Raw genomic sequence first — 21,324 nt, 5'->3', positions numbered from 1 at the left:
CGTGATATCCGAAGAGGCGCCGCAGCCAGCCCCCCTCATTACTCACGGCGTCGCCACGGAAGACTCGAACCTCCACGTGACGACACCTGAGCCATGGCACTACCGCCCGCGCACCGCTATCGGCTTGAAGAGCAACGACGCATCCGATCCCGGATCGCCACCGACTGCCAGATACAGCGCATTGAAGGCATTCAGCGCCGCCAGTCGGCTGTTCACCTCCTGCAGTTGTCCCTGGAAGAGCTTTTCCTCCGAAGTGGTGACGTCCAGGTAGGTCGAATATCCCCCTTCGTACAACCGACGCGCCTGCTGCGCATAGGTTTGCAGAGCAGTAATCTGCTGTTCGACAGCCGCCAGCTGGGCCGCCGACTCACGCGTGTCGACCAGTGCGTCGTTCACATCCGCCAACGCCGACTGAACGGCCCCCTGATAGGCCAGCACCGACTGCTGGTATTGGGACTTCGCCTGCTGGACCTGCCCGGAGATCGCGCCGGCATCGAATACCGTCTGGTTGATGCCCAGGGCGAGGTTCCAGATTTTCGACGCGCTCTCGAACAACTGCCCGCTCTCCCCCCGGCTGAAGCCGATCATCCCCGACAGGTTCAGATCCGGCAGGTACAGCGCTTCTGCCGCGCCAACCTGCGCGTTGCTCGCGACCACTACCTGCTCCGCTTGCAGCAGGTCTGGTCGCCGCGACAACAGGCTGGCCGGCAGAACCTTCGGCGTTGCCGGCGCTTGCAAGGAAGACAGGCGCTCCGTGCGCGCGACAGGCCCCGGTAGCCGACCGAGCAATACCGACAACGAATTCTCCGCCGCCGCAATCTTGGCCCGCAGCGGAGGAATCGCCGCCTGGGTCGACCAGTAATCGTTCTGCGCCTGGCTGAGCTCGATCTGCCGGATCACGCCCCGGTCATAGCGCTTCTGGAAGATATCCAGAGCCTCCTTGCGCGCCTGTGCCGTTTGCTCCGCGATGGCGAGCTGCTCGTCCAGCGCAAGCAGGTTGAGATAGCCCTCGCTGATCGAACTCGCCAGGCTGAGCGCCACGCCGCGCTGCGCATACTGCGCGCCCAGTAGTTGCGCGTTGGCTGCTTCGCTCTGCCGACGCAGCTTGCCCCAGAGATCGATTTCCCAGCTGGCGTTCAGGCCTGTCTGGTACTGATTGGCGATGCCATCGAAGTTGGAGAGTGGCGTATCGACGAACTGGTCGCTACGTGCGCGCTGGGCGCCCAGGCCCAGACCGAGCTGCGGAAACAGCCCGGCACGAACGGTCTTCAGTTGTCCACGGAACTGCTCGATGCGCACCGTGGCGCGCTGCAGGTCGAGGTTGTTGCTCAGGCCTTCGTTGACCAGGCCGGCCAGTGTCGGCGAGCCGAACTGCGTCCACCAGGGCCCAGCGACGCCGGCGGAGGTATCCACCAGGTGGGCCCGGTATGTAGAGGGCATGGCGACCTGCGGACGTTGATAGTCCGGCCCGACCATGCAGCCCGCCACGCTGGAGACGGCCACTGCCAACAAGAGTTTTCTGGCGTCCATCAGTGTGCCTCCGAGGCAGAGTCGCTGCCGCTTCCAGGGGGGGAGACAGGCACCTGGACATCCGCCTTCTGCTTCTCACGCCGCTCGCCAAGCCGTTCGACGAGGTAGGAGAACAGCGGGACGAACAGCAGGGCCAGGCTGGTGGCCGCGAGCATGCCGCCGACGATGCCGGTGCCGATCGAATGGCGAGAGTTGGCCCCCGCACCGGTAGCGATGGCCAGCGGTACCGCACCGAAGATAAAGGCCAGGGAGGTCATGATGATCGGGCGCAGGCGCAGCTCCGCAGCCTTCAGTACCGCGTCCATCGGCGACAGCCCTGCTTTGCGCTGGAGGATGACGAACTCCACAATAAGGATCGCGTTCTTCGCCGCCAGCCCCACCAGGGTGACCAGGCCGATCTGGAAATACACGTCGTTGGGGATGCCCCGCGCCCAGATCGCCACCAATGCGCCGAAGATGCCGAAGGGCACCGCGCTGAGCACCGTCAGCGGCAACGACCAGGACTCGTACTGCGCCGCGAGGATCAGGAACACCATGACGATGCCGAAGATGAACACCAGCACCGTGGTGTTGCCCGACTTGTTCTCCTCGAACGCCTCGCCGCTCCAGGCATAGCTGTAGCCCGCCGGCAGCTCCTGGACGGAAAGTTGCTGCATGGCACTGATGGCATCACCCGAACTGTAACCCGGCGCCGCACTGCCAGTGATCTTGGCGGCGGGGAAGTTGTTGAAGCGGGTCACCAGGCTCGGACCGGAGGTGAACTCGGTCTTCACCAGCGCGGAGAGGGGGATCATCTTGTCGTTCTTCTGCTTCACGTAGAGGTAGCCCAGGTCGGTCGGCGAGCTGCGGTACTGCGGCGCGCCCTGCAGGATCACCTGCCACACCCGGCTGCCCAGCACGTACTGGCTGACATAGGACGAGCCGAACTGGGTTTGCAGCGCGCCGTAGACATCCGCCATCGGCACGCCCAGCGTTTCCGCCTTCGAGTTGTCCACGGCGATGCGCATCTGCCGGGTGGAGGCCTGGAAGGTACTGATCAGGCCGGAGAGTTCCGGCTGTTTGGCGCCGGTTCCGATGAGTTTCCAGGTGGCCGCCTGGAGCTCCTTGGCATCACCGTTGCCACGGTTTTCCACCCAGAACTCGAAGCCACCCTGGGTGCCCAGGCCGGGAATCGACGGCGGATTGATAGGGATGATCCGTGCCTGGGGAATGCTTGCCAGCTTGGGGTACAGCGCACGGATCACGCCGTCGGCAGACAGTGCGAAGCCCTTGCGCTGCTCGGACGGTTTCAGGTTGATGAACACCGTGCCCATGTTGGTCTGGTTCTGCCCATCGATGAAGCTGTAGCCGGACACGGCGGAGGCATCCTGCACAGCCGGGTGCACGCGGAACAGAGCGGCCACCTGTTCGGTGGTGGCCTCGGTGCGATCGAGGCTCGCCGAGTCCGGCATCATCACGGCCACCAGCAGATAGCCCTGGTCCTCTTCGGGAACAAAACTGGTGGGTATCCGTGAAAAGAGTGTCCAGATGCACAGCAGCATCACCGCGAACAGCGCCAGGGCCACGACCATGCGCCGCACCACCACGGACACCAGGCTGACGTAGCCATGGGTCAGTTTGTCGAAGGCCCGGTTGAACCATTGGAATCCTGTCCAGCGTGCATGCTGGCCGGGCTTGAGAATCAGCGAGGCCAACGCTGGCGACAGCGTCAGGGCGACGAAGCCGGAGATGGCCACGGAGCAGGCGATGGTCAGGGCAAACTGGCGATACAGCAGGCCGGTGGTACCACTGACGAAGGCTACCGGGATGAACACCGCGCAGAGCACCAGGACGATGGCGATCACCGGGCCGGTCACCTCCTCCATCGCGCGCCGGGTCGCCTCACGGGCATCGAGCTTGAATTGCTCCATGTTCCGCTCGACGTTCTCCACCACCACGATGGCATCGTCCACCACGATGCCGATGGCCAGTACCAGGGCGAAGAGGGTCAGCAGGTTGATGGAGAACCCGAGCGCCAGCAGGGCCCCGAAAGTGCCCACCACTGCCACCACCACGGCAGCAATCGGAATCAGCGTGCTGCGCACGCTCTGCAGGAAGAGGAACACCACCATCACCACCAGTGCGATGGCGATCAGCAGGGTCACCACCACCTCATGGATGGAGGAGCGCACGAACTCCGTGGTATCCAGGGACACGACGTAGTCAATGCCATGAGGGAAGGACGTGGACATCTCGGCCAGGGCTGCGCGGACGTTCTTCGATACCTCCAGCGCATTCGAACCGGCCTGCTGGTAGACCGCGATCAGCGTGGCGGTCTTGCCGTTAATCGACGACCGCATGGTGTACTGGTTAAGGCCGATCTCGGCCCTCGCCACGTCGCCCAGACGGACGATGGCGGTCCCCGTGGAGTCGGCGCGCAGGATGATGTCTTCGAACTCCTTGGCCGTCTTCATACGCCCCGGAGTGACCAGAGGGTAGGTCAATTCCATCCGCCCCTGGGACGGCGCCTGGCCGATATTTCCCGCACCGAACTGCTGGTTCTGCTGGCTGACGGCGTTCTGCACGTCGGCCGCCGTTATCCCCAGATCGGCCATCCGGTCAGGCTTGAGCCAGATACGCAGGGCAAGGTCGGCGTCCCCCATGATCTGCGCCTGGTTCGCGCCCTGGATGCGCTTGATGGCATCCAGTACGTAGAGGTTCGCGTAGTTGCCGACGTATTGCTGGTCGAAGCTGTCGTCGGGGGAATAGATGGCCAACAGCATGAGGAAACTGGACGAACGCTTCTGCACGTTGACGCCGTTCTGCTGGACGGATTGCGGCAACTGCGCCAACGCCTGGCTGACGCGGTTCTGCACCTGGACCTGGGCGATATCGGGGTCGGTGCCGATGTCGAAGTACACGTTCAGGGTCATCTGCCCTGTGGGCGAGCTGACCGACTGCATGTACAGCATGTTGTCCACACCGTTGACCTGGGTCTCTATGGGGGCCGCCACCGTGGAGGCGATAGTCTGCGAGTCGGCGCCGGGATAGGTCGCCGTCACGGTGATCTGGATGGGAGTGATGTCCGGGTATTGCGCCACCGGCAGGGCGAAGATCGATACACCACCGGCGATGATGATGATCAACGACAGCACCATGGCGAAGATCGGGCGCTCGATACAGAAGCGGGAAAGCATGGTCGGTTCCTCACTCTGACTTCGCGGCGGGAGCGCCAAAGCTGTTGGCCTGGGCCGTGCTGGTCACCTTCAGCGGCGCGCCGGGCATCAGCTTCCCCGCGCCATCGACCACCACCTGCTCGCCACCCTTGAGCCCGTCCTCGACCCGCCAGAACTCCCCGGACGGTTCGGCCATCTGCACCGGACGCACCTCAGCCTTGCCATCGACGCCAGCGACATACACGAAATCGCCCTTCGGCCCGTGCATGACCGCGCGCTGCGGCACCTGGATGGAATTGGCGTAGCTCGCCCCCTTGAGCGTGATGCGCACGAACTGTCCCGGATGCAACTCACCCTTGGGGTTGGCGAAGTCGGCGCGAACCATGAAGGTGCCGGTCTGCTGATTGAACGAAGTCGAGGCGAAGGTCACCACGCCGGTGTGCGAATAACCGGAACCATCCGCCATCAGCAGGTCGGCCTCCATCCGCCCATCGGCCGGCATGATTAGTCGTCCGCTGTCGCGCAGGTTGCGTATGGCGAGGAACTGTTCCTCGCTCACGCTCAGCACCACGCGCATGGGATCCAGCGTCGAGACCGTCGTCAGCAGGCTGTTGCTGGTATTCACGTAGGTGCCGTCGTTCACCCTCGCATAGTCGCTGACGCCATCCACCGGCGAGCGGATGTAGGTGTAGGAGAGATTCAGTTCCTGAGTCCGTACCTGTGCCAACGCCGCCTGCATGGAGGCCTCCGCCGCCTTGGCGGTGCCGATGGCGTCATCGCGGTCCTTCGGGCTCAGGGCATTTTCGGCGGCCAATGGCAGAACCCGATCCAGGTTGGCCTTGGCCCGCTCATAGCTTGCCTTCTGCGCCTCGTACTCGGCCTTGGCCGAGGCCAGGTCGGCCAGGAACGGCGCATGGTCGATCTCGAACAGCAGTTGGCCGGCCTTTACCACGGAACCTTCGGTGTAGTTGCGTTTGAGGAGGAAGCCATTCACTCGCGCACGGATATCCACCGCCTGGGGACTTTGCGTCTGGCCGACGAAGGTGATGCTCGCCGGCAGGCTCTCGAGCTTTGTTGTCACAGTGGTGACATCGACCGGTGCGGTGCCGGCGGGAGACTTACCGTCCGGCCCGCAGGCCGTCAGGCAGATGGCGGCGAAGAGTGCTGCGAAAGGGCAGCCGAGATCAGTCAGGCGCATGCTGGGTTCCGAGGGAATCGCTAGAGAGCGAGAGAGCGAAGTCCGGAGTTCCCGCAGGAACTCCGGAGGGGAGGTCAGTTGGTGGATTTAGCCGCAGCCGCGGCCTGCGCCACCGGGTGGGCGGTGACGATCTGCAGGGTGTCCTCATAGGTTACGACCAGCATCTGGCCGACCTTCAGCTCACCCATCCTGCTGCGCAGCTTCGGCTCGTCGACGGAGACCGTCTTGACCGCGCCATCCGGCCCTTCGAAGGTCAGCTCATGCTTCTTGAGGTTGATACCGACGATCTTCAGCTGCACGCGCGCCATGCGGAACGCATCGCCGCCCGGATGCGGATTGGTCGGAGTGGCCAGGGCAGCACCCTCCGCCTCGATGCCGCCCGGCGCCTGGCTCTCCACCTTGGTGTCCAGATCGAAGGCGGCGGAGTGAATGACCAGCGCGGCGATGGCATCGCCAGCTTTCAGATGTCCCAGGTCCTGGGCGGCATCGGTGACCTGGACGGTGACCGGTTTGCCTGCGGCGTCCTCGACGACGATGCGGCGATCCTTGGCGTCGACGGAGACGACTTTGGTCACCACCTCATCGGCTTCGACCGCTGTTCCCAACGGAATATCGGCGGCCATCACGGGGGCGGCAATCGCAAGAGCCAGGGCGCTGATCATCGGCAGGGATTTGAGGATATGCATGGTTGAACCCTCCTTGGGCTCGGTGTTGTGGAAACGCAGGAGCAACAGGCGATTTCGCCGCTACTCGGTAACCCGGGCGGTATCGCTGATTGCGTTGCAGGTGCTGGGGTCCAGGCAGTAGGTGATGTACACCGCCTGACGACCACAGCCGCGGGCGCCGATGGTGTATTCGGTGCGGTTGTTCATGTTGGCGAACTGCACCTGAGTGACCTTGCTCGACAGCACCGAGGCCGTCACATCGGGACAGTTGAGTTCGAACTTCGCGCGGGACACCGTGGCGTCGATCGCCGCGCTCTGGTTCTGCGCGAGAAATTGCTGGTCGTTCATGCAGCCGCCCAGCAGGGCAGAGGCCATCAGCACAGCCAGCAAATAGCGTGTATTCATGGGGCAACCTCTAGTGATGTAAGAGCGGGCCCACCGTGGGGCGGCCGGGGAGCAGGAAGCGATCACTCCGCCAGCGGCAGCGAGCGGGTGGTCTGGATCAGCGCCAGGGCGTCGAGCTGGTTCTCGATCTGCAGGAAGCGCAGCGCGCGTATCGGCGAAACCTCCTTGGCGATGCGCGAGACGTAGGTCTCCTTGAGTTGCTGGCGACGATCCTCAAGCTCGAAGACCCGCCGCTGCAGTTCGCGCGCCTGATCCTCGCTCACCGTCCCCTTCTGCAGGCTGCGGAAGAAGTCCAGGTCCAGCGCCAGGGCGTCTGTGTCGGCCTTGTCCGCTTCCGCGCGGTAATCGTTGTAAACGCCCCAGAAGGCTTCAGCCTCCGCGGGCGCCAACTGGATGTTGCGTTCGACGACGCGGCGGCGGTTGTACTCGACGTCGGCCAGTTGGTTCTTGATTTCCTCCTGGTGCTGGTTCATCTCGTCGCGGGTTTGTTCGCTGGTTGCATCGGCGAAGGCGAACAGGGGCAGACAACTCAGGGTCAGGGTGGCAACAGCAGGACGAAGGTGCATGGCGACTCCTTGTTGGAAGCAGGTCACCTACGGAGTGTCGTGGCGGCTGGAGAAGCTGCGCCGGACGGGCTATCCGAGGCTGGAGTCGCTACCTTAATCGGCATCCAGGGCGCTGAAATGGGGGCGAAATCGATAAGGACAGGCCCCCTATCGTTTACGCCAATTTCCTACAGGATCTGATCAAAATCCTGAGGAACCGCTATGCGCGGGCGGCCTCACGGCATATCACTATGCATGCGCGGCCAGCACGGCGTGCCCCAAGCAGCAGTCCCGCTGGAGACGGCGGTGGAACGTTGTCCACCGCCGACCATGCATCGGCTGTCAGCAGTCCTTCAGGCAGGCGATGCGGTAAACACCGTCCTCGATCTCAACGCCGTGGGTGTCGTGCCCGAAGCCAGGGAAGCGCCGGTCAAACGCCTCCAGTGCCTTCAGGTAGCCCAGCACCGGACCTGCGGCGAGCCCCGCGTTCTCACCCGGCATCAGCAGCGGAATACCTGGCGGGTAAGGCACTACGCCAGTCGCCACGGTGCGTCCGCTCATTTCCTCCAGGGTCAGCCACTCCACCTGGTTCTTCACCAATCGCTCGTATGCCACGCTCGGGCTCAGGCACGGTACGGGCAGGAGCGAGAACGCCTGTCCCATCAGGGCGGTGGTGTCGAGTTCGGCCATCGCCTCGAACATCCGGTCGGCGAGATCCTTCAGCCCCATCTCGCCATAGCGCTCCGGCCAACTGGCCACGAGTTGCGGCAGCGCGCGTGACAGTGAAAGGTTTGCGTCGTAATCACGCTTGAAGGCCAGCAGGGCATTGATCAGGGTGCCCCATTTGCCCTTGGTCACGCCGATGGAGAAGAGGAACAGCAGAGTGAAGTCGGTGGTTTTCTCCACCACGATGCCCTGCTGGGCCAGGTAGGCGGTGAGCACCGAGGCGGGAATGCCCACCGGCATCAGGCCACCTCCGGGTGCAACGCCGGGGGTCACCACCGAGACCTTGATCGGATCGAGCATGCAGTAGTCGGCCTCGATGTCGCCGAAGCCGTGCCACTGCGCGCCGGGCGCCAGCGTCCAGCACTGCGGATCGCTGGCCAGCAGCTGCGCGTCGGCCTCGAAGAAGGCGACCTTGCGCCCCGTCCGGGAGTCGCGCACCTCGTCGGGTTGCCAGGCGTCGAAGAACCAGTCGCCCTTCTCGGCGAACTCGTTGTTCAACCGCGCCAGCAACTGGCGGAAGGCCACGGCCTCGCGGATCGAGTCGGTGGTCAGGGCAACCCCGCCCTGCCCGTCCATCATCGCCGCCGACACATCGTTGGAGGCGATGATCGCGTACTGCGGCGAGGTGGACGCGTGCATCATGAAGGATTCGTTGAAACGCGCATGGTCGATCGGATTGCGCCCATCACGGACATGGATGAACGACGCCTGGGACAGTGCCGCCAGCAGCTTGTGGGTGGACTGGGTGGCGAAGACCGTGGGCCGCTCCGCCGTGTGCTCGGCCGGGTCGCCGTGCATGGCATGGCGCTGGTGGTACAGCGGATTGAAGCGCGCGTAGCCATACCAGGCTTCGTCGAAGTGCAGGCGGTCGACGCTCTGCCCGAGCAGCTCCTCGACCCGCGCCACGTTGTAGCACAGGCCATCGTAGGTGGAGTTGGTGATGATCGCGTGGTGCGGCGTGGGATCGATGTCGCCACTCACCAATGGGTTGTCGGCAATGTGCCGCTTCACCGCCACCGCCGTCAGTTGCTCGGGACGGATCGGGCCGATCAGGCCGAGGTGGTTGCGCGACGGCATCAGGTAGGTGGGAATCGCCCCGGACATGGTCATCGCATGTTCCGCAGACTTGTGGCAGTTGCGGTCACACAGGGTGACCTGGTCGCGGGTCACGCTGGCCATCAGGATGACCCGGTTGGACGTCGAGGAGCCGTTGGTGACGTGGTAGCTGCGATGGGCGCCGAACACCCGGGCCGCGTAACGTTCGCTCTCGCCGATGGGCCCGCTGTGGTCGAGCAGCGAGCCCAGGTCGCCGACGGAAATCGACAGGTCCGAACGCAGCAGCTCCTCGCCGAAGAACTCGAAGAAGGCCCGCCCGGCCGGCGATTTCAGGAAGGCCGTGCCTCCGGTATGTCCGGGCGTATGCCAGGAGTATTCGTAGACGCGGGAGAACTTCATCAGCGCCTTGAACATCGGCGGCAGCAGGGTCTGACGATAGCGCTCGATAGCCGCGACGATACGCCCGCCGATGAAGTCGGCGGTGTCCTCCAGCAGCCAGATGAAATCATCCGACTGACGCAGTGCCTCCAGCCCGATGGACGCCGCATCGTTGCGTGAGGCCATCAGGAACGCCGGCATCGCCTCGTTGCGCTGGCGCAGCGCTTCGAGCACGGCGTGCGCTCCGCCTCGGCCGTCCTGCGGCAGGTCCCAGCTCAGCAGCAGGCATTGCACCGCCGGGTTGGAGGTGATCACCGCGCAGGCGTCCTCGGCGGAGGCTGCGGCCAGCACGACCAACCCACGGCGTTCGAGGTCATCGATCAGGGCCCGTACGGCTCTACCCGCCGCCGTGCCCCGGCCCAGTTCCTCATGAACCATCAGTACCACGGAATCGAGGGTGTTCTTGGTTGCGGATTCAGACATGGAAGCTCCTTGAATCGGCTTCCGGCTCGAGCCGGAAGCCAGGCAGGCGCCTGCCCCGCCTTCAGCGCCATCGGAGAAGGCGCGTGCAGGCGAAGGGATCAGTTGGGCGCTTGTGCCGGAGCGGAGGGGACAGTAGCAGCGGCAGGCTGGGGCACGCGCGGACGCAGATTGAGGTTGTCGTGGCGACCGACCGACACCCAGAACATCAGCACCAGCGCGACGATGGTCAGCGCCAGGGTGCCGAAGCGGATCCAGCCCGGCGACACACCGCCCGGATGAACGCCGGTTTCCTCGACCGTACGCATGCTGTTGATCGACAGCTCGTAGAAGATGATCGTGGAGACCACGAAGATCAGCGACCAGCGGGTCTGCTCGCCATCGGAGCCGACCATCGCCCAGAGGCTGTAGATCGCCGCAATGATGCCGACGAAGGTGTAGAAGCCGTACTGCCGGGCCGGCATTTTCTGGTAGCCGAGCACCTTGATGGCGATGGCCGAGTAGATGTACGGCAGCAACGTCATGATCACCGCTATCGAGGCGATCTTGCCGAACTGCTCGCTGGCGGTGGGCGACATGGTCGCCAGTACCTGGATGCTCATGATCGCCGCGACGATGGCCAGTCCGGCCGAAGGCACGCCCTTGGCATTGACCTTGGCGAACACCTTGCCGAACAGGCCGTCGTCCGCCGCCGCCTTGGCGGTCTGCCCGACCAGCAGCGTCCAGCCGGCCAGCGAACCGAGGCAGCCGATCGCCGCGCACAGGGCGACGACGTTGGCGGCGGTATCGCCCAGCGCCAGACGGGCCGCATCGGCGAAGGGAGCGCTGGAGACCAGCAGGTCCTTATTCGGGATCATGCCCATGATCGCGGTGGAGCTGAGCACATAGCACACAGCCGCGATCAGCACCCCGCCCACGGTGGCGATCGGCACGTTACGCGCTGGATCACGCACCACCCCCGCCGATACCGAAGCGCTCTCCACACCGATGAAGGCCCACAGCGTGTAGTTCAGCGTCGAGCCCACCGCCTCGAAGCCGCTCTTGCCGGACACGTTCCAGCCCGCCTCGTAGATGTCGCCGCTGAACCAGAACCAGCCCAGCAGCGCCATGCCGAGAATGGGGAAAAGGGCGAAGACGGTGGTGAAGGATTGCAGCTTGCCGACCACCGAGGGGCCGAGAATGTTGGCGTAGGTGAAGAACCAGATCACCGATATCTGCGCCAGGGCGGAAACCAGCGGGTCCTTCAGGCTGGGGAAGAAGTGCGACAGATAGCCCAGGCCCGCCACCGCCAACCCGACGTTGCCCACCACGTTGGCCAGCCAGTAGATCAGGTTGGTCTGGTAGCCCATGTAGTTGCCGAAGGACTTCTTCGTATAGGCGTAGGGCCCGCCCGCGGCGGGGTCGATCGCCGCCAGCTTGGCGAAGACCAGGGCCAGCGCGACCGCGCCGACGATGGTGATGAACCACCCGTAGAGGGCAATGCCGCCGGTGGTGGCCAAGTTGGCCGGGAGCATGAACACCCCCGACCCCATCATGTTGCCCGCCACCATCAGGGTGGCGGCTACCACGCCGATCTTGTTGCTGTCCTGCTGTTCCATCTCGTGACACTCCGACCAGAGAGTCACGATTCTTCTGCCGATTGAACGGGTCGGAATACCGGGCCGCTTCCCAAAGCCGGCGTTGAACTTTCTTACCCTACCCTCAACCTACGGAGTGCTCTACGACGGGCATATGGCAGGAGCCGGAATGACTCGAGAAACAACGCCTAGCGCGGGAGTTCCTTGCCGTCGGCAGCGATGCGCACCGGCTCCTGCACCTGCCGCGTGGCGGGAATCTCCCGCGAGCCCAGCTCGTTGCCCACCAGGTTCAGCGGGCCGGCGCCCTCCCCCGCGTTGTGCTGGAACTTGGGCGCCGTATGGGTTTCGTCGTAGCGCAGGTAGTAGACCTCGCCCGCCTTGGCCTCCAGGGCGAAGCCGGCGATCAGGGTGAAATCCAGGGTGCCGCCGGCGAAGAAGGTCCAGAAGCTGCCCAGGAGCGGGCGGCGCATCTGCAACGGATAGCTGCCCGGCTCGAAGGTCATGGCGAAATAGCCGTTGCTCGGCAGGCTGCCGATCAGCTCGTTGTTGAGGAACAGCCCCGGCGCTTCCAGTTCCTCGTCGGACCACTGGTTCTGCGGACGGTAGATGTACACCGTCGCATACTGCGGGGCGCTCGGCAGTGCGCTGAACATCGGGCCGTCGAGTGCACCGAAGAAGGCGCCGGGCGTGCTGCAGCCAGCCAGCATGAGGAGGACGGCGCACAGGGCCAGTCGGAGCATGGAGTGTCCCTCTTATGGTTATGCCCGGAGCATAACCACGGCGCTGTGCCTTGCCACCCGTCGAAAGTCCGGGTCGATGAATTCACAGTTACACCAGTAGCGTGCCCCACTCATCCCCTGATGTTTGACACTGTTCCTCTTCGGACGAAGTATTACCTGGTATTACCTTTCACTACAGAGGTGCCGCCATGGCCACTTCGGTCAAACTCGATGACGAAATGCTTGCCCGCGTACGCGAGCTGGCCGAGCTGCGCCAGCGCTCGCCGCACTGGATCATGCGCGAGGCCATCGGTCAGTATGTCGTGCGCGAGGAGCAGCGGGAGAAGCTCAAGCGCGACACCGAGCAGGCCTGGGAAGAGTTCCAGGCAACCGGCCAGCACGTCACCGCCGAAGCCGTGGAAAACTGGCTGAACAGCTGGGGCGATGAGGACGAGCAAGCCGCACCGAAATGCGAGTGATCTACGCACCCGCCGCGCTTCGCGATCTCGAGCGCTTGCGCCGATTCCTCCGCGAGACCAACCCAACTGCCGCACGCCGCGCCGGCCAGATCATCCTCCAGGCCACCCAGGCACTGGGCGCACATCCGCAGATGGGCCGGCTGATCGATGACCTGCCCGTGGATTATCGCGAATGGCCCATCGACTTCGGCGACAGCGGCTACCTAGCCCGCTACCGAATCGATGGCGACACCCTGGTGATCCTCGCCATCCGCCACCAGCGCGAAGCCGGTTACTGATCCAGCACCTTTAGCCGCCCCGGCGTGAACTGCTCCGGCCAGTCGCGGCGGGTGAACACCTGCCCTTCGCGGCGCACGCGGCGTACTTCGTCCAGATCCAGGTCGTACACCAGCCAGCGGCTTTCCGAAGGTGTCAAATCCTCGCTCAGCGCCAGCACGCCGTCGGCGGGCATGCCGTAGTCCGGCGGCACGTAGAGGCCCGCGCGGCCGACATTCTCGTCCAGCGCCGGCGACCAGGGTGCAAGCCCCACGGTAGGCGAATGCAGCACCGCGATCTGGTTCTCCAGCGCACGGGCCTGGGCGCCGATGCGCACGCGGTGGTAGCCCGCCTCGGTGTCGGTGCAACTGGGCGCAAGGATCAGATCCACCTCCTGCTCGGCGAGGGTGCGCGCCAGCAGCGGGAATTCGTTGTCGTAGCAGATCAGGATGCCCAGCCGGCCGAACTCGGTTTCGAACACGCGCAGACCTTCGCCGCCGGCGATGTTCCACTGCTCGCGCTCGAAGCGCGTCATCAGCAACTTGTCCTGGGTACCGAGCAGGCCCTGCGGGCCGAACAGCCAGGCGCGGTTGCGATAGAGGCCGTCCGCATCGAGTACCGGTGCGGAGCCTGGAACGAAATAGAGATTCAGGCGCCGCGCGATGGATTCGCAAAGCGTCAGCCACTTCGGCAACCACGGCTGCAGGCCGGCGATGGAGGCGTGCAGATCGCTGCGCTGTGTTTCCGGCAGCAGGCCGCTGAGCACCAGGCCGGCGTATTCGGGCAGCACCAGCAGACGCGCGCCTTGCGCTGCTGCCTCAGCGCACAGGCTTTCGAGGTGCCGTGCGTAGGCGTCCCAGTTTTCGTGCAACTCGATGGCGTACTGGCAGGCGGCAACGCGAATCATCAGGTCAGCTCCTTGAGCCAGAAGGACATGGTCTTAGCGCTCTCGCACGACTCGCCGACGTTGCGCCAGTGGTATTCGGTGTGCAAGTCCGGACGAGGGCTGAAGCCCCGGCGTCGCCAGAACTCATCCAGCGTCCGGTAGCCAGCGGGGCGCGCAGGGTGCTCCTGCGGCCTCTGCACCGCGCAGAAGGCACACCAGTCGAAGCGCTGCAGCCCGCGCGCATAGCGCTCGCGCTCCTCGAAGAAGCGCAGGCCCAGGCCGGTGTTGCGGTAGGCCGGCAACAGCACCGATTCGCCGAAGTAGAAGACACGCTCAGGGTTCCATCCCTGTTCGAGGAAGGGCCGCTGGAACTCCTCGGTTTCATCCTGCAGCGGCAGTCCGGTGGAGGCACCGACCACCCGGTCTTCGTCGAGCACCAGCACGCACAGGCTCCACGGCGAGCGCACGTAGGTATCGAGGTAGGTCGCCTCGTACTCCGGGCTGCCGTCGTAGAGGTAGGGAAACTCGCGGAACACGGTGATGCGCAGGCGCGCCAGGTCACCGATGAAGGGGTGGATGGCGCTGCCGCTGAGCAGGCGGATGTCCGTGGGCATGGTCGTTTTCGTCCGCTGGATGCCGCAAACGGCAAAGTGATGGCCGACGGGTCAACCTATCATGGCCGGCGAACCGACCTTAAGCCCCACCCGCGACAGGAGCATACCCATGCACGCCAAGTCCCTGATCAGTGCCTACTACGCCGCCTTCAACGCCGGCGACATGCCCACCTTCCTCGGCCTGCTGCACGACGAGGTGGTACACGACATCAACCAGGGCGAGCGCCAGCATGGCAAGGCGGCTTTCGCGAGCTTCATGGATCACATGAACCGCTGCTACCGCGAACGCCTGGCGGACATCGTGGTGATGGCCAGCGAGGACGGCACGCGCGGCGCGGCCGAATTCGTCGTGCATGGGCAATACCTGAACACCGACGAGGGCCTGCCGCCGGCCAACGGGCAGACCTACGTGCTGCCAGCCGGCGCCTTCTTCGAGATTCGCGATGGCAAGGTCGCGCGGGTGACCAACTACTACAACCTCAATGACTGGCAGGCGCAGGTGGGTTGAGGGCGCTTCCAGCAGCGGGCGGGGCTCCTCGTAGGAGCAGCTGTCTTCATCCGGACAGCCTGTGCCTGCGCTTTCCCCCTCACCCCAACCCTCTCCCTCAGGAGAGGGAGCCATCCATACCGGCTGACACTATGGTTTCATCCTGCACACAACGGTCCCCTCTCCCTCCGGGAGAGGGGTAGGGTGAGGGGCTCTTGATCTCGTAGGAGCGGACCTTGTCCGCGAATCCCGCCGGCTGATTCCAGCGCTCAGCTCTCCGTCACCATCCGCGCCCGCGACGGCGGCGCCGGCAACAAACGGCTCACCAGCCACTTGCGCACCGGCACCACGCAGCGCTCCTGCACCAGCACGCAGCTGGTCACCATGAACAGCAGGAACAATGGGTACAGCCACAACGACAGCGGCTGGCGGGTCGCTTCGTCGACGCAGAAAGCCCAGTCGGACAGGCAGTCCCCCGGCGCGCGGACCAGCTTCTCGGTCCGCGAGAACAGGGTGAACAACGGCACGTGCAGGGCGAACAACGACAGCGACGCCGCCCCCAGGCGCGGCGACCAGCGGCGGATCAGGCTACTGCTCGGGTCGCGCGGCAACGCGCTGAGATACACCAGCATCAACTGCGCCGGCAGCAGCAAGCCGTTGTGCAGCAGGAAGTACCAGAACTTGGCGCCGTGGGTGTAGAGGTAGTCCGCCACCAGGAAATTCACCAGCACGAATGCCCCCATGGCCACCGTCAGCCCGCGCCCCGGCATGCGGCCGGCATCCTTGTACTGGCGGAACAGCCCATAGGCGACGATACCGCTGAGGAACTCCGGCAGGCGCAGCAGCGGGTTGCGGTGCAGCAGGCCGGTCCACGGCATGCCGTATTCCTGGCTGGCCACTACCAGCAATGGCGGCACCAGGTACAGCAGCCAGAGGATGATCAGCAGCCGCCACTTGTGCCGCACCCGCGCCAGCCGTGGCGCGAAATAGGGGAAGCAGAGGTAGAAGAAGAACAGCGTCGAGAGTGACCAGAGCGGCGCGTTGAAGGTCAGGTAGTACGGGTTCCACGCCTGCATCATCGTGAGCTGCAGGACGCTGTTGAGCAGCAGCTCGCGGTCGCTCATCCAGTGATGGAACAGCTGCGGCTGGAGGCGCCCGATCAGCTCGTTGGTGTCGTAGACGACGAAGCGCGGCGTGGCCTGGTCAAGGTCCGGGCCTATGCCCAGGCCGCTCACCGTCAGCAGCACAACGATGGTCAGCAGGATCGAGAAGATATGCAGCGGGTAGAGGTTGGACAGGCGCTTGGTGAAGAAGCTGCGCGGGCTCTCCCGCAACTGTCCGTCGCTGACGTAGACGTGGCAGAGCAGAAAGCCCGACAGCACGAAGAAGGTGCTGGTGGCGAAGAAGCCCAGGCTGGTCAGGTCGTCGAGACCCGCGAACTTCTGCTCCGCCGGGTAGCTGTGCAGGGTGTGGTAGACCACCACGTAGAGGCCCAGCAGGAAGCGCAGCCACTCAAGGCCAATGAAGCGTTCCTTCTGACTCGTACTCAACGCCACTCTCCTTTTCGAAAAATCGGTTCGGGCGCTCCGTCGGATCAGCGCCGGCGGTCGAGAAAAGTCACCACCAGGCGGTCAAGGGAACCCCATAGCCGTTCACGCAGGCGCTTCCACCAGGGCCGGGCATGCCAGCTGCCGAGGTCTATCTCGCGGCTCTGCTCGAAATCCGCGCTAAAACACTCGACGACCGCCGCAGTGAACTGCGGATCGAACGCTTCTACATTGGCCTCCAGATTGAAGCGAAGGTTCCAATGATCGAAGTTGCAGGAGCCGACGCTCGTCCATTCGTCGACCACTACCATTTTCAGGTGAAGGAAGCGTGGCTGATACTCGAAGATCCGCACGCCCGCGCGTAACAGGCGCGGGTAGTAACGCTGGCCGGCGTAGCGTACCGGCGCATGGTCGGTGAGCCGGCCGGTGAGCAGCAGGCGCACGTCGATGCCGCGCAGGGCGGCCTTGCGCAGCGCGCGGCGGACCTTCCAGGTCGGCAGGAAATACGGCGTCGCCAGCCACACCCGCTGGCGCGCGCCACGCAATGAACGCACCAGCGATTGCAGGATGTCGCGATGCTGGCTGGCGTCCGCGTAAGCGACCCGCGCCATGCCGCCCCCGGCAATGGGTAGCGGCGGCAGGCGGGTCAGCAGTACCTCCTCGCGAGGCTTCCACGCACGCACGCCAAAGGTGGCGTGCCACTGGCGCTCGAACAGGCGCTGCCAGTCGGCGACGATGGCGCCGCTCATCTCCACCATCACCTCGTGCCAGTCGCTGCGGTTTTCCCGCGCCGACCAGAACTCGTCGGTGGCGCCGGTCCCACCCACATAGGCGATGCGCTCATCCACCAGCAGCAGCTTGCGATGGTCGCGGTAAAGATTGCGCAGCCCGGCCTTCCAGTTCAGCGGGTTGTACTGGCGCAGTTCGCCGCCGGCCTCCAGCAACTGCCGCGTCCAGGCGCTGGAAAGCTTCAGGCTGCCGAAGGCATCGAACAGGCAGCGCACCCGTACACCCCGCACACGCGCGGCCAGCAGGCGGTCCAGCAGCGCCTCGGCGCAGCTGCCGCTCTCCACCAGGTAGAGCTCCAGTTCGATATGCCGCTCGGCACTGTCGATGGCTTCGAACATGCGCGGAAAGAAGCGCTCTCCGTCGCAGAGCAAGGCGAAGCGGTTAGCGCTTCGCCAGGGGAAGATGGGTCCGCTCACCGCGAGACGAAGATCAGCACGGCGCCCACCGGCACCGACAGGCCGATGCTCTTCAGCCCGGCCAGTTTGCGCAGCTCGGCCACGCCCGGCGCCAGGCCGAAGTCGGCGGCATTGACCACCAATGGCGAGAGGGTCACCACCTGGAAGCGGTGCTCGTCCAGGCGGGTGATCAGCACATCGGTGCGGTACTCCTTCGTCTGCCCGCGCAGCTCAAGGCGCAGCGGCAGGCGCATCTCCATCTGCACGCCGTTGGCCAGATCGGTGATCGGCCGCAGGTCCAGACGGGCGGTGATCCGCGCATCCGGGTACTTCTCGGTATCGAACAGCTTCTCGCGGACCCGCTCGTCGCGCAGAGGAATACCGGTGCTCACCGAATCCATCTCGATGCGCAACTCGGCCTGCCCCTGCTCGTCGACCTTGCCGTGCATCACCAGGAAGCGGCTCACCTCGGCGACGTCGGTGTTCTTGCTGGTGACGAAGGTCAGCCGCGACGACTCGTAGTCGAGGTACCAGGCAGCCTGGGCGGAAGCGGCGAAGCAGGCCGCGAAGAGGAAGGCGAACAGCGAGCGCATGAAATCCCTTACATGAAAACCGGATGGATCAACGGCCAACGATAGCGGCCCGCCGTCGGCTTGCAAACCGGCCGACTGGCGAGCCCTTGGGCAGGCGTCAGCGATATTGGTTCAGTCGGCCAGCAAGGCGGGAATCCCGGCCACCAGCGCATCAATGGCGCAACGGATCTTCGACGGCATGTAGCGGCTCTTCGGCCACACCGCATGGATATCCAGCGGCGGCAGGTTGCAGCGCCCCTTCACCAGCACCAGCTCGCCCAGCTTCACATGCCGGGCCAGCAGCCAGGATGGCAGGCGCGCCAGTCCGAAGCCGGCCACGGCCGCCGCGGTGATGGCCTGCAGGTCGTCCATGCTCAGTTGCGGGTCGATGTCGATGCGCTTCGCCCGGCCGTCGTCGTCGCGCAGGTCCCAGGGCGAGGTGACGCCAGCGACGGAGTAACTGATCGCCGCATGACCGGCGAGATCGTCCAGGTCATCGGGCATGCCGTGCTCGGCGATATACGAGGGCGCCGCGCCGATGCTTGTGTACTGCACGCCCAGCTTGCGCGCAGCGAGGGTAGCGCTGTCGCCCAGCGGGCCGATGCGCACGGCGAGGTCGAAGCCCTCCTCCACCAGGTCGACGCGGCGGTCGGTGAAGGACAGGTCGATCTTCAGCGTCGGGTGCTGCCGCGCCAGCTCCAGCATCAGCGGCACCACGCAGAGGTGGCCAAAGGAGATCGGCACGCTGACCCGCAGGCGCCCGCGCGGCTCCATCCGCCCGCCTTCCAGCACGGTATGTGCGGCGTCCAGTTCGGCCAGTGCGCGCACGCAGCTGTCGTAGAACACCTGGCCGTCGTCGGTGAGGTTCTGGCTGCGCGTGGTGCGCTGCAGCAGGCGCACGCCCAGACGCGCCTCCAGACGGGCGATGGCCTTGCCCACCGCCGAGCGCGTGAGGTTCAGGCGCTCAGCCGCCAGGGCGAAGCTGCCGGCGTCCACCACCTGGACGAAGGTGGCGATGCCATCGAGTCGGTCATCCATCGGCCTGCCCATTTGAATCCTGACAAGCCCCAATGATGGGACGAAATGGAGCCAATGGGGAACCCTGTTCTTTTCCAGAATGGAGGCTCTGAATCGGAGCCTCCCCCATGACTGCCATCCACAATCCCCGCAACCTCATCGCCCTGGCCGCGGTGTGCCTCTCCTCGATGATGTTCGGCCTGGAGATTTCCAGCGTGCCGGCCAGCCTGCCGGCCCTGGAGCGCGTGCTGCACGGCGACTTCCAGGACCTGCAATGGGTGATGAACGCCTACACCATTGCCGTCACCAGCGTGCTGATGGCCGCCGGCACCCTGGCCGACCGCTTCGGCCGCAAGCGCCTGTTCGTCATCAGCCTGACGCTGTTCGGCCTCACCTCGCTGCTCTGCGGGTTGGCGAGCAACATGCCGACCATGATCGCCGGGCGCTTCCTGCAGGGCGCCGCCGGCGGGATCATGCTGATCTGCCAGGTGGCGGTGCTGACCAGCCAGTTCAGCGATCCGAGCGAGCGCGTGCGCGCCTTCGCCGCCTGGGGCGTGATCTTCGGCATCGGCCTGGGCTTCGGGCCGATCATCGGCAGCGCCATCGTCGCCCTGGCCAGCTGGCAATGGGTGTTCCTGGTGCACGGACCGATCGCCCTGCTCACCCTGGCCCTTGCGCAATACGGCGCGGTGGAGTCCCGCGACCCGGACGCCGAACGGCTCGACCTGGGCGGCATGCTCACCCTCTCGCTCGCCGTGCTCGGCACCGTCTTCTACATCACCCAGGGCGCCGACATGGGCTTCGCCAGCCCCGCAGCGCTGGCAATCCTGCTGGCCAGCCTTGCCTGCCTGGCGGCCTTCATCGCCATCGAACGCCGCGCAGCCCACCCGATGTTCGACTTCTCCGTGCTGCGCATCCGCGCCTTCTCCGGCGCGATGTTCGGCTCGGCGGGGATGAACGTGAGCTTCTGGCCGCTGATGATCTACCTGCCGGTCTACTACCACGGCGTACTCGGCTACGACGATGTGAAGGCCGGCTGGTCGCTGCTGGCCTACACCCTGCCGACCCTGGTGGTGCCGCCCATTGCCGAGCGCCTGGCGCACCGCTTCCAGCCGGGCTGGGTGATTCCCGGCGGCCTCTTAGTGATCGGCGCTGGTTTCTTCCTCATGCTCTGGGGTAGCGCCGTGGCCCACGCCAGCTGGCTCACCCTGCTGCCCGGCTGCGTACTGGCCGGCATCGGCCTGGGGATGACCAACACCACGGTGACCAATACCTCCACCGCCGCCGTCCCCGCCGCCCGCGCCGGGATGGCCTCGGGCATCGACATGAGCGCGCGGATGATTTCCCTGGCGCTCAACATCGCGGTGATGGGGCTGATCCTCCTCTGGGGCGTCGCCGCGGGACTGCCGGGCGTGGAAGGCGGCGAGCGCCTGCAACTGGCGGCGACCATCGCCAGCGGCCAACTGGGCACCGCCGATCCCTTCGCCGCACGGGCAGCGCTGGTGCAGGGCTTCGGTTGGGTGCTCGGGTATGGCGGTACCAGTGCCTGGCTGTTCGCGGCGGGCAGTTTCCTGGTCTTCGGCGCGCATCGGACGACGGGGCGTAGACTGGAAGTCGCCCGATCCTGAAACACAGGAGAACCGCCATGAAGATTGCCTTGCTGTTCGCGCTCATCCTCGCCACCTCCGCCAGCTGTGGCTTCGGCTTCCAGGTACAGCATCAGGCGCCTTCTTTCACGGTCAGCACGACGGCTTGATGGCACTCCCCATAGGAGCGGGCTCCGTCCGCGATAGGCGTCGTGACGCGAGAAGCACGAACAAGGGCTAGCGCCCCGCCTCTCCGGCGAGAT

The 21,324-nt window shown here is 65.1% G+C and carries 19 protein-coding genes; 4 read left to right on the top strand and 15 right to left on the bottom strand.

The genetic code is table 11. The features are described from left to right. Positions 1–99 precede the first annotated feature (99 nt). The 9 genes from ACNFBT_RS00450 to ACNFBT_RS00410 form a co-directional block, all read right to left on the bottom strand. Complete coding sequence (locus tag ACNFBT_RS00450; RefSeq protein WP_416745453.1) at positions 100–1,530, bottom strand: efflux transporter outer membrane subunit; 1,431 nt, start codon at positions 1,528–1,530, stop codon at positions 100–102. Then, positions 1,530–4,706, bottom strand: coding sequence for an efflux RND transporter permease subunit (locus tag ACNFBT_RS00445; RefSeq protein WP_416745451.1), 3,177 nt, complete (start codon positions 4,704–4,706; stop codon positions 1,530–1,532). The genes ACNFBT_RS00450 and ACNFBT_RS00445 overlap by 1 nt, the downstream gene beginning before the upstream one ends. A gap of 10 nt (positions 4,707–4,716) precedes the next feature. Continuing rightward, entirely contained in the window at positions 4,717–5,883 is a 1,167-nt protein-coding gene (locus tag ACNFBT_RS00440) for an efflux RND transporter periplasmic adaptor subunit (protein WP_416745448.1), read from the bottom strand. A 74-nt stretch (positions 5,884–5,957) separates the two neighbouring features. Beyond that, positions 5,958–6,569 carry a hypothetical protein gene (locus tag ACNFBT_RS00435; protein ID WP_416745446.1) on the bottom strand — a complete coding sequence of 204 codons (612 nt, stop codon included), beginning with the start codon at positions 6,567–6,569 and terminating at the stop codon, positions 5,958–5,960. Positions 6,570–6,629: 60 nt separating this feature from the next. After that, a complete protein-coding gene (locus tag ACNFBT_RS00430; RefSeq protein WP_416745444.1) occupies positions 6,630–6,953 on the bottom strand; it encodes a hypothetical protein in 324 nt (107 codons plus the stop codon). A 62-nt stretch (positions 6,954–7,015) separates the two neighbouring features. Beyond that, positions 7,016–7,519 (bottom strand): transcriptional regulator, encoded by a 504-nt coding sequence (locus tag ACNFBT_RS00425; RefSeq protein ID WP_416745443.1) that lies wholly within the window; start codon positions 7,517–7,519, stop codon positions 7,016–7,018. Between the two features lie 321 nt (positions 7,520–7,840). After that, positions 7,841–10,141 carry an Orn/Lys/Arg decarboxylase N-terminal domain-containing protein gene (locus ACNFBT_RS00420; RefSeq protein ID WP_416745441.1) on the bottom strand — a complete coding sequence of 767 codons (2,301 nt, stop codon included), beginning with the start codon at positions 10,139–10,141 and terminating at the stop codon, positions 7,841–7,843. Between the two features lie 98 nt (positions 10,142–10,239). Next, on the bottom strand, positions 10,240–11,736 hold the full coding sequence (adiC, locus tag ACNFBT_RS00415) for an arginine/agmatine antiporter (protein WP_416745439.1): 1,497 nt from the start codon (positions 11,734–11,736) through the stop codon (positions 10,240–10,242). Between the two features lie 167 nt (positions 11,737–11,903). After that, positions 11,904–12,455: a DUF2846 domain-containing protein gene (locus tag ACNFBT_RS00410; protein WP_416745437.1), complete on the bottom strand. Its 552-nt coding sequence runs from the start codon at positions 12,453–12,455 to the stop codon at positions 11,904–11,906. 188 nt (positions 12,456–12,643) lie between these two features. On the opposite strand from ACNFBT_RS00410, the gene ACNFBT_RS00405 reads away from it, so the two are divergent. Together ACNFBT_RS00405 and ACNFBT_RS00400 are read left to right on the top strand one after the other, a co-directional pair. Further along, positions 12,644–12,913: a CopG family ribbon-helix-helix protein gene (locus tag ACNFBT_RS00405; protein WP_416745435.1), complete on the top strand. Its 270-nt coding sequence runs from the start codon at positions 12,644–12,646 to the stop codon at positions 12,911–12,913. Next, positions 12,904–13,191, top strand: coding sequence for a type II toxin-antitoxin system RelE/ParE family toxin (locus ACNFBT_RS00400; protein WP_416745433.1), 288 nt, complete (start codon positions 12,904–12,906; stop codon positions 13,189–13,191). The genes ACNFBT_RS00405 and ACNFBT_RS00400 overlap by 10 nt, the downstream gene beginning before the upstream one ends. Here ACNFBT_RS00400 and ACNFBT_RS00395 read toward each other — a convergent pair. Further along, positions 13,185–14,075: a carbon-nitrogen hydrolase family protein gene (locus ACNFBT_RS00395; RefSeq protein ID WP_416745431.1), complete on the bottom strand. Its 891-nt coding sequence runs from the start codon at positions 14,073–14,075 to the stop codon at positions 13,185–13,187. The genes ACNFBT_RS00400 and ACNFBT_RS00395 overlap by 7 nt on opposite strands. After that, entirely contained in the window at positions 14,075–14,668 is a 594-nt protein-coding gene (locus ACNFBT_RS00390) for a GNAT family N-acetyltransferase (RefSeq protein ID WP_416745429.1), read from the bottom strand. Before ACNFBT_RS00390 ends, ACNFBT_RS00395 begins: the two co-directional genes overlap by 1 nt. Before the next feature lie 109 nt (positions 14,669–14,777). Here ACNFBT_RS00390 and ACNFBT_RS00385 point away from each other — a divergent pair, with 109 nt between their 5' ends. Continuing rightward, complete coding sequence (locus ACNFBT_RS00385) at positions 14,778–15,176, top strand: nuclear transport factor 2 family protein (RefSeq protein WP_416745427.1); 399 nt, start codon at positions 14,778–14,780, stop codon at positions 15,174–15,176. 248 nt (positions 15,177–15,424) lie between these two features. Here the strand turns inward: ACNFBT_RS00385 and ACNFBT_RS00380 are convergent, their stop codons facing one another. The 4 genes from ACNFBT_RS00380 to ACNFBT_RS00365 all read right to left on the bottom strand — a co-directional run bounded on the left by ACNFBT_RS00380 (position 15,425) and on the right by ACNFBT_RS00365 (position 19,496). Further along, positions 15,425–16,705 carry an acyltransferase family protein gene (locus ACNFBT_RS00380; protein WP_416745425.1) on the bottom strand — a complete coding sequence of 427 codons (1,281 nt, stop codon included), beginning with the start codon at positions 16,703–16,705 and terminating at the stop codon, positions 15,425–15,427. A gap of 44 nt (positions 16,706–16,749) precedes the next feature. Beyond that, on the bottom strand, positions 16,750–17,907 hold the full coding sequence (locus tag ACNFBT_RS00375) for a phospholipase D-like domain-containing protein (protein WP_416745423.1): 1,158 nt from the start codon (positions 17,905–17,907) through the stop codon (positions 16,750–16,752). Then, positions 17,904–18,479, bottom strand: coding sequence for a YceI family protein (locus ACNFBT_RS00370; RefSeq protein WP_416745421.1), 576 nt, complete (start codon positions 18,477–18,479; stop codon positions 17,904–17,906). Before ACNFBT_RS00370 ends, ACNFBT_RS00375 begins: the two co-directional genes overlap by 4 nt. Positions 18,480–18,590: 111 nt before the next feature. Beyond that, positions 18,591–19,496 (bottom strand): LysR family transcriptional regulator, encoded by a 906-nt coding sequence (locus tag ACNFBT_RS00365; protein ID WP_416745419.1) that lies wholly within the window; start codon positions 19,494–19,496, stop codon positions 18,591–18,593. A 107-nt stretch (positions 19,497–19,603) separates the two neighbouring features. Between ACNFBT_RS00365 and ACNFBT_RS00360 the strand changes: the two genes are divergently transcribed. Next, positions 19,604–21,103 carry an MFS transporter gene (locus ACNFBT_RS00360; protein ID WP_416745417.1) on the top strand — a complete coding sequence of 500 codons (1,500 nt, stop codon included), beginning with the start codon at positions 19,604–19,606 and terminating at the stop codon, positions 21,101–21,103. Positions 21,104–21,324: the final 221 nt, after the last annotated feature.

It is taken from the genome of Pseudomonas sp. NY15181, from assembly GCF_048068055.1.
Taxonomy (GTDB): Bacteria; Pseudomonadota; Gammaproteobacteria; order Pseudomonadales; family Pseudomonadaceae; genus Pseudomonas.
Note: the sequence above shows the minus strand (reverse complement) of the source record. Positions and strands in the feature narration are given on the sequence as shown.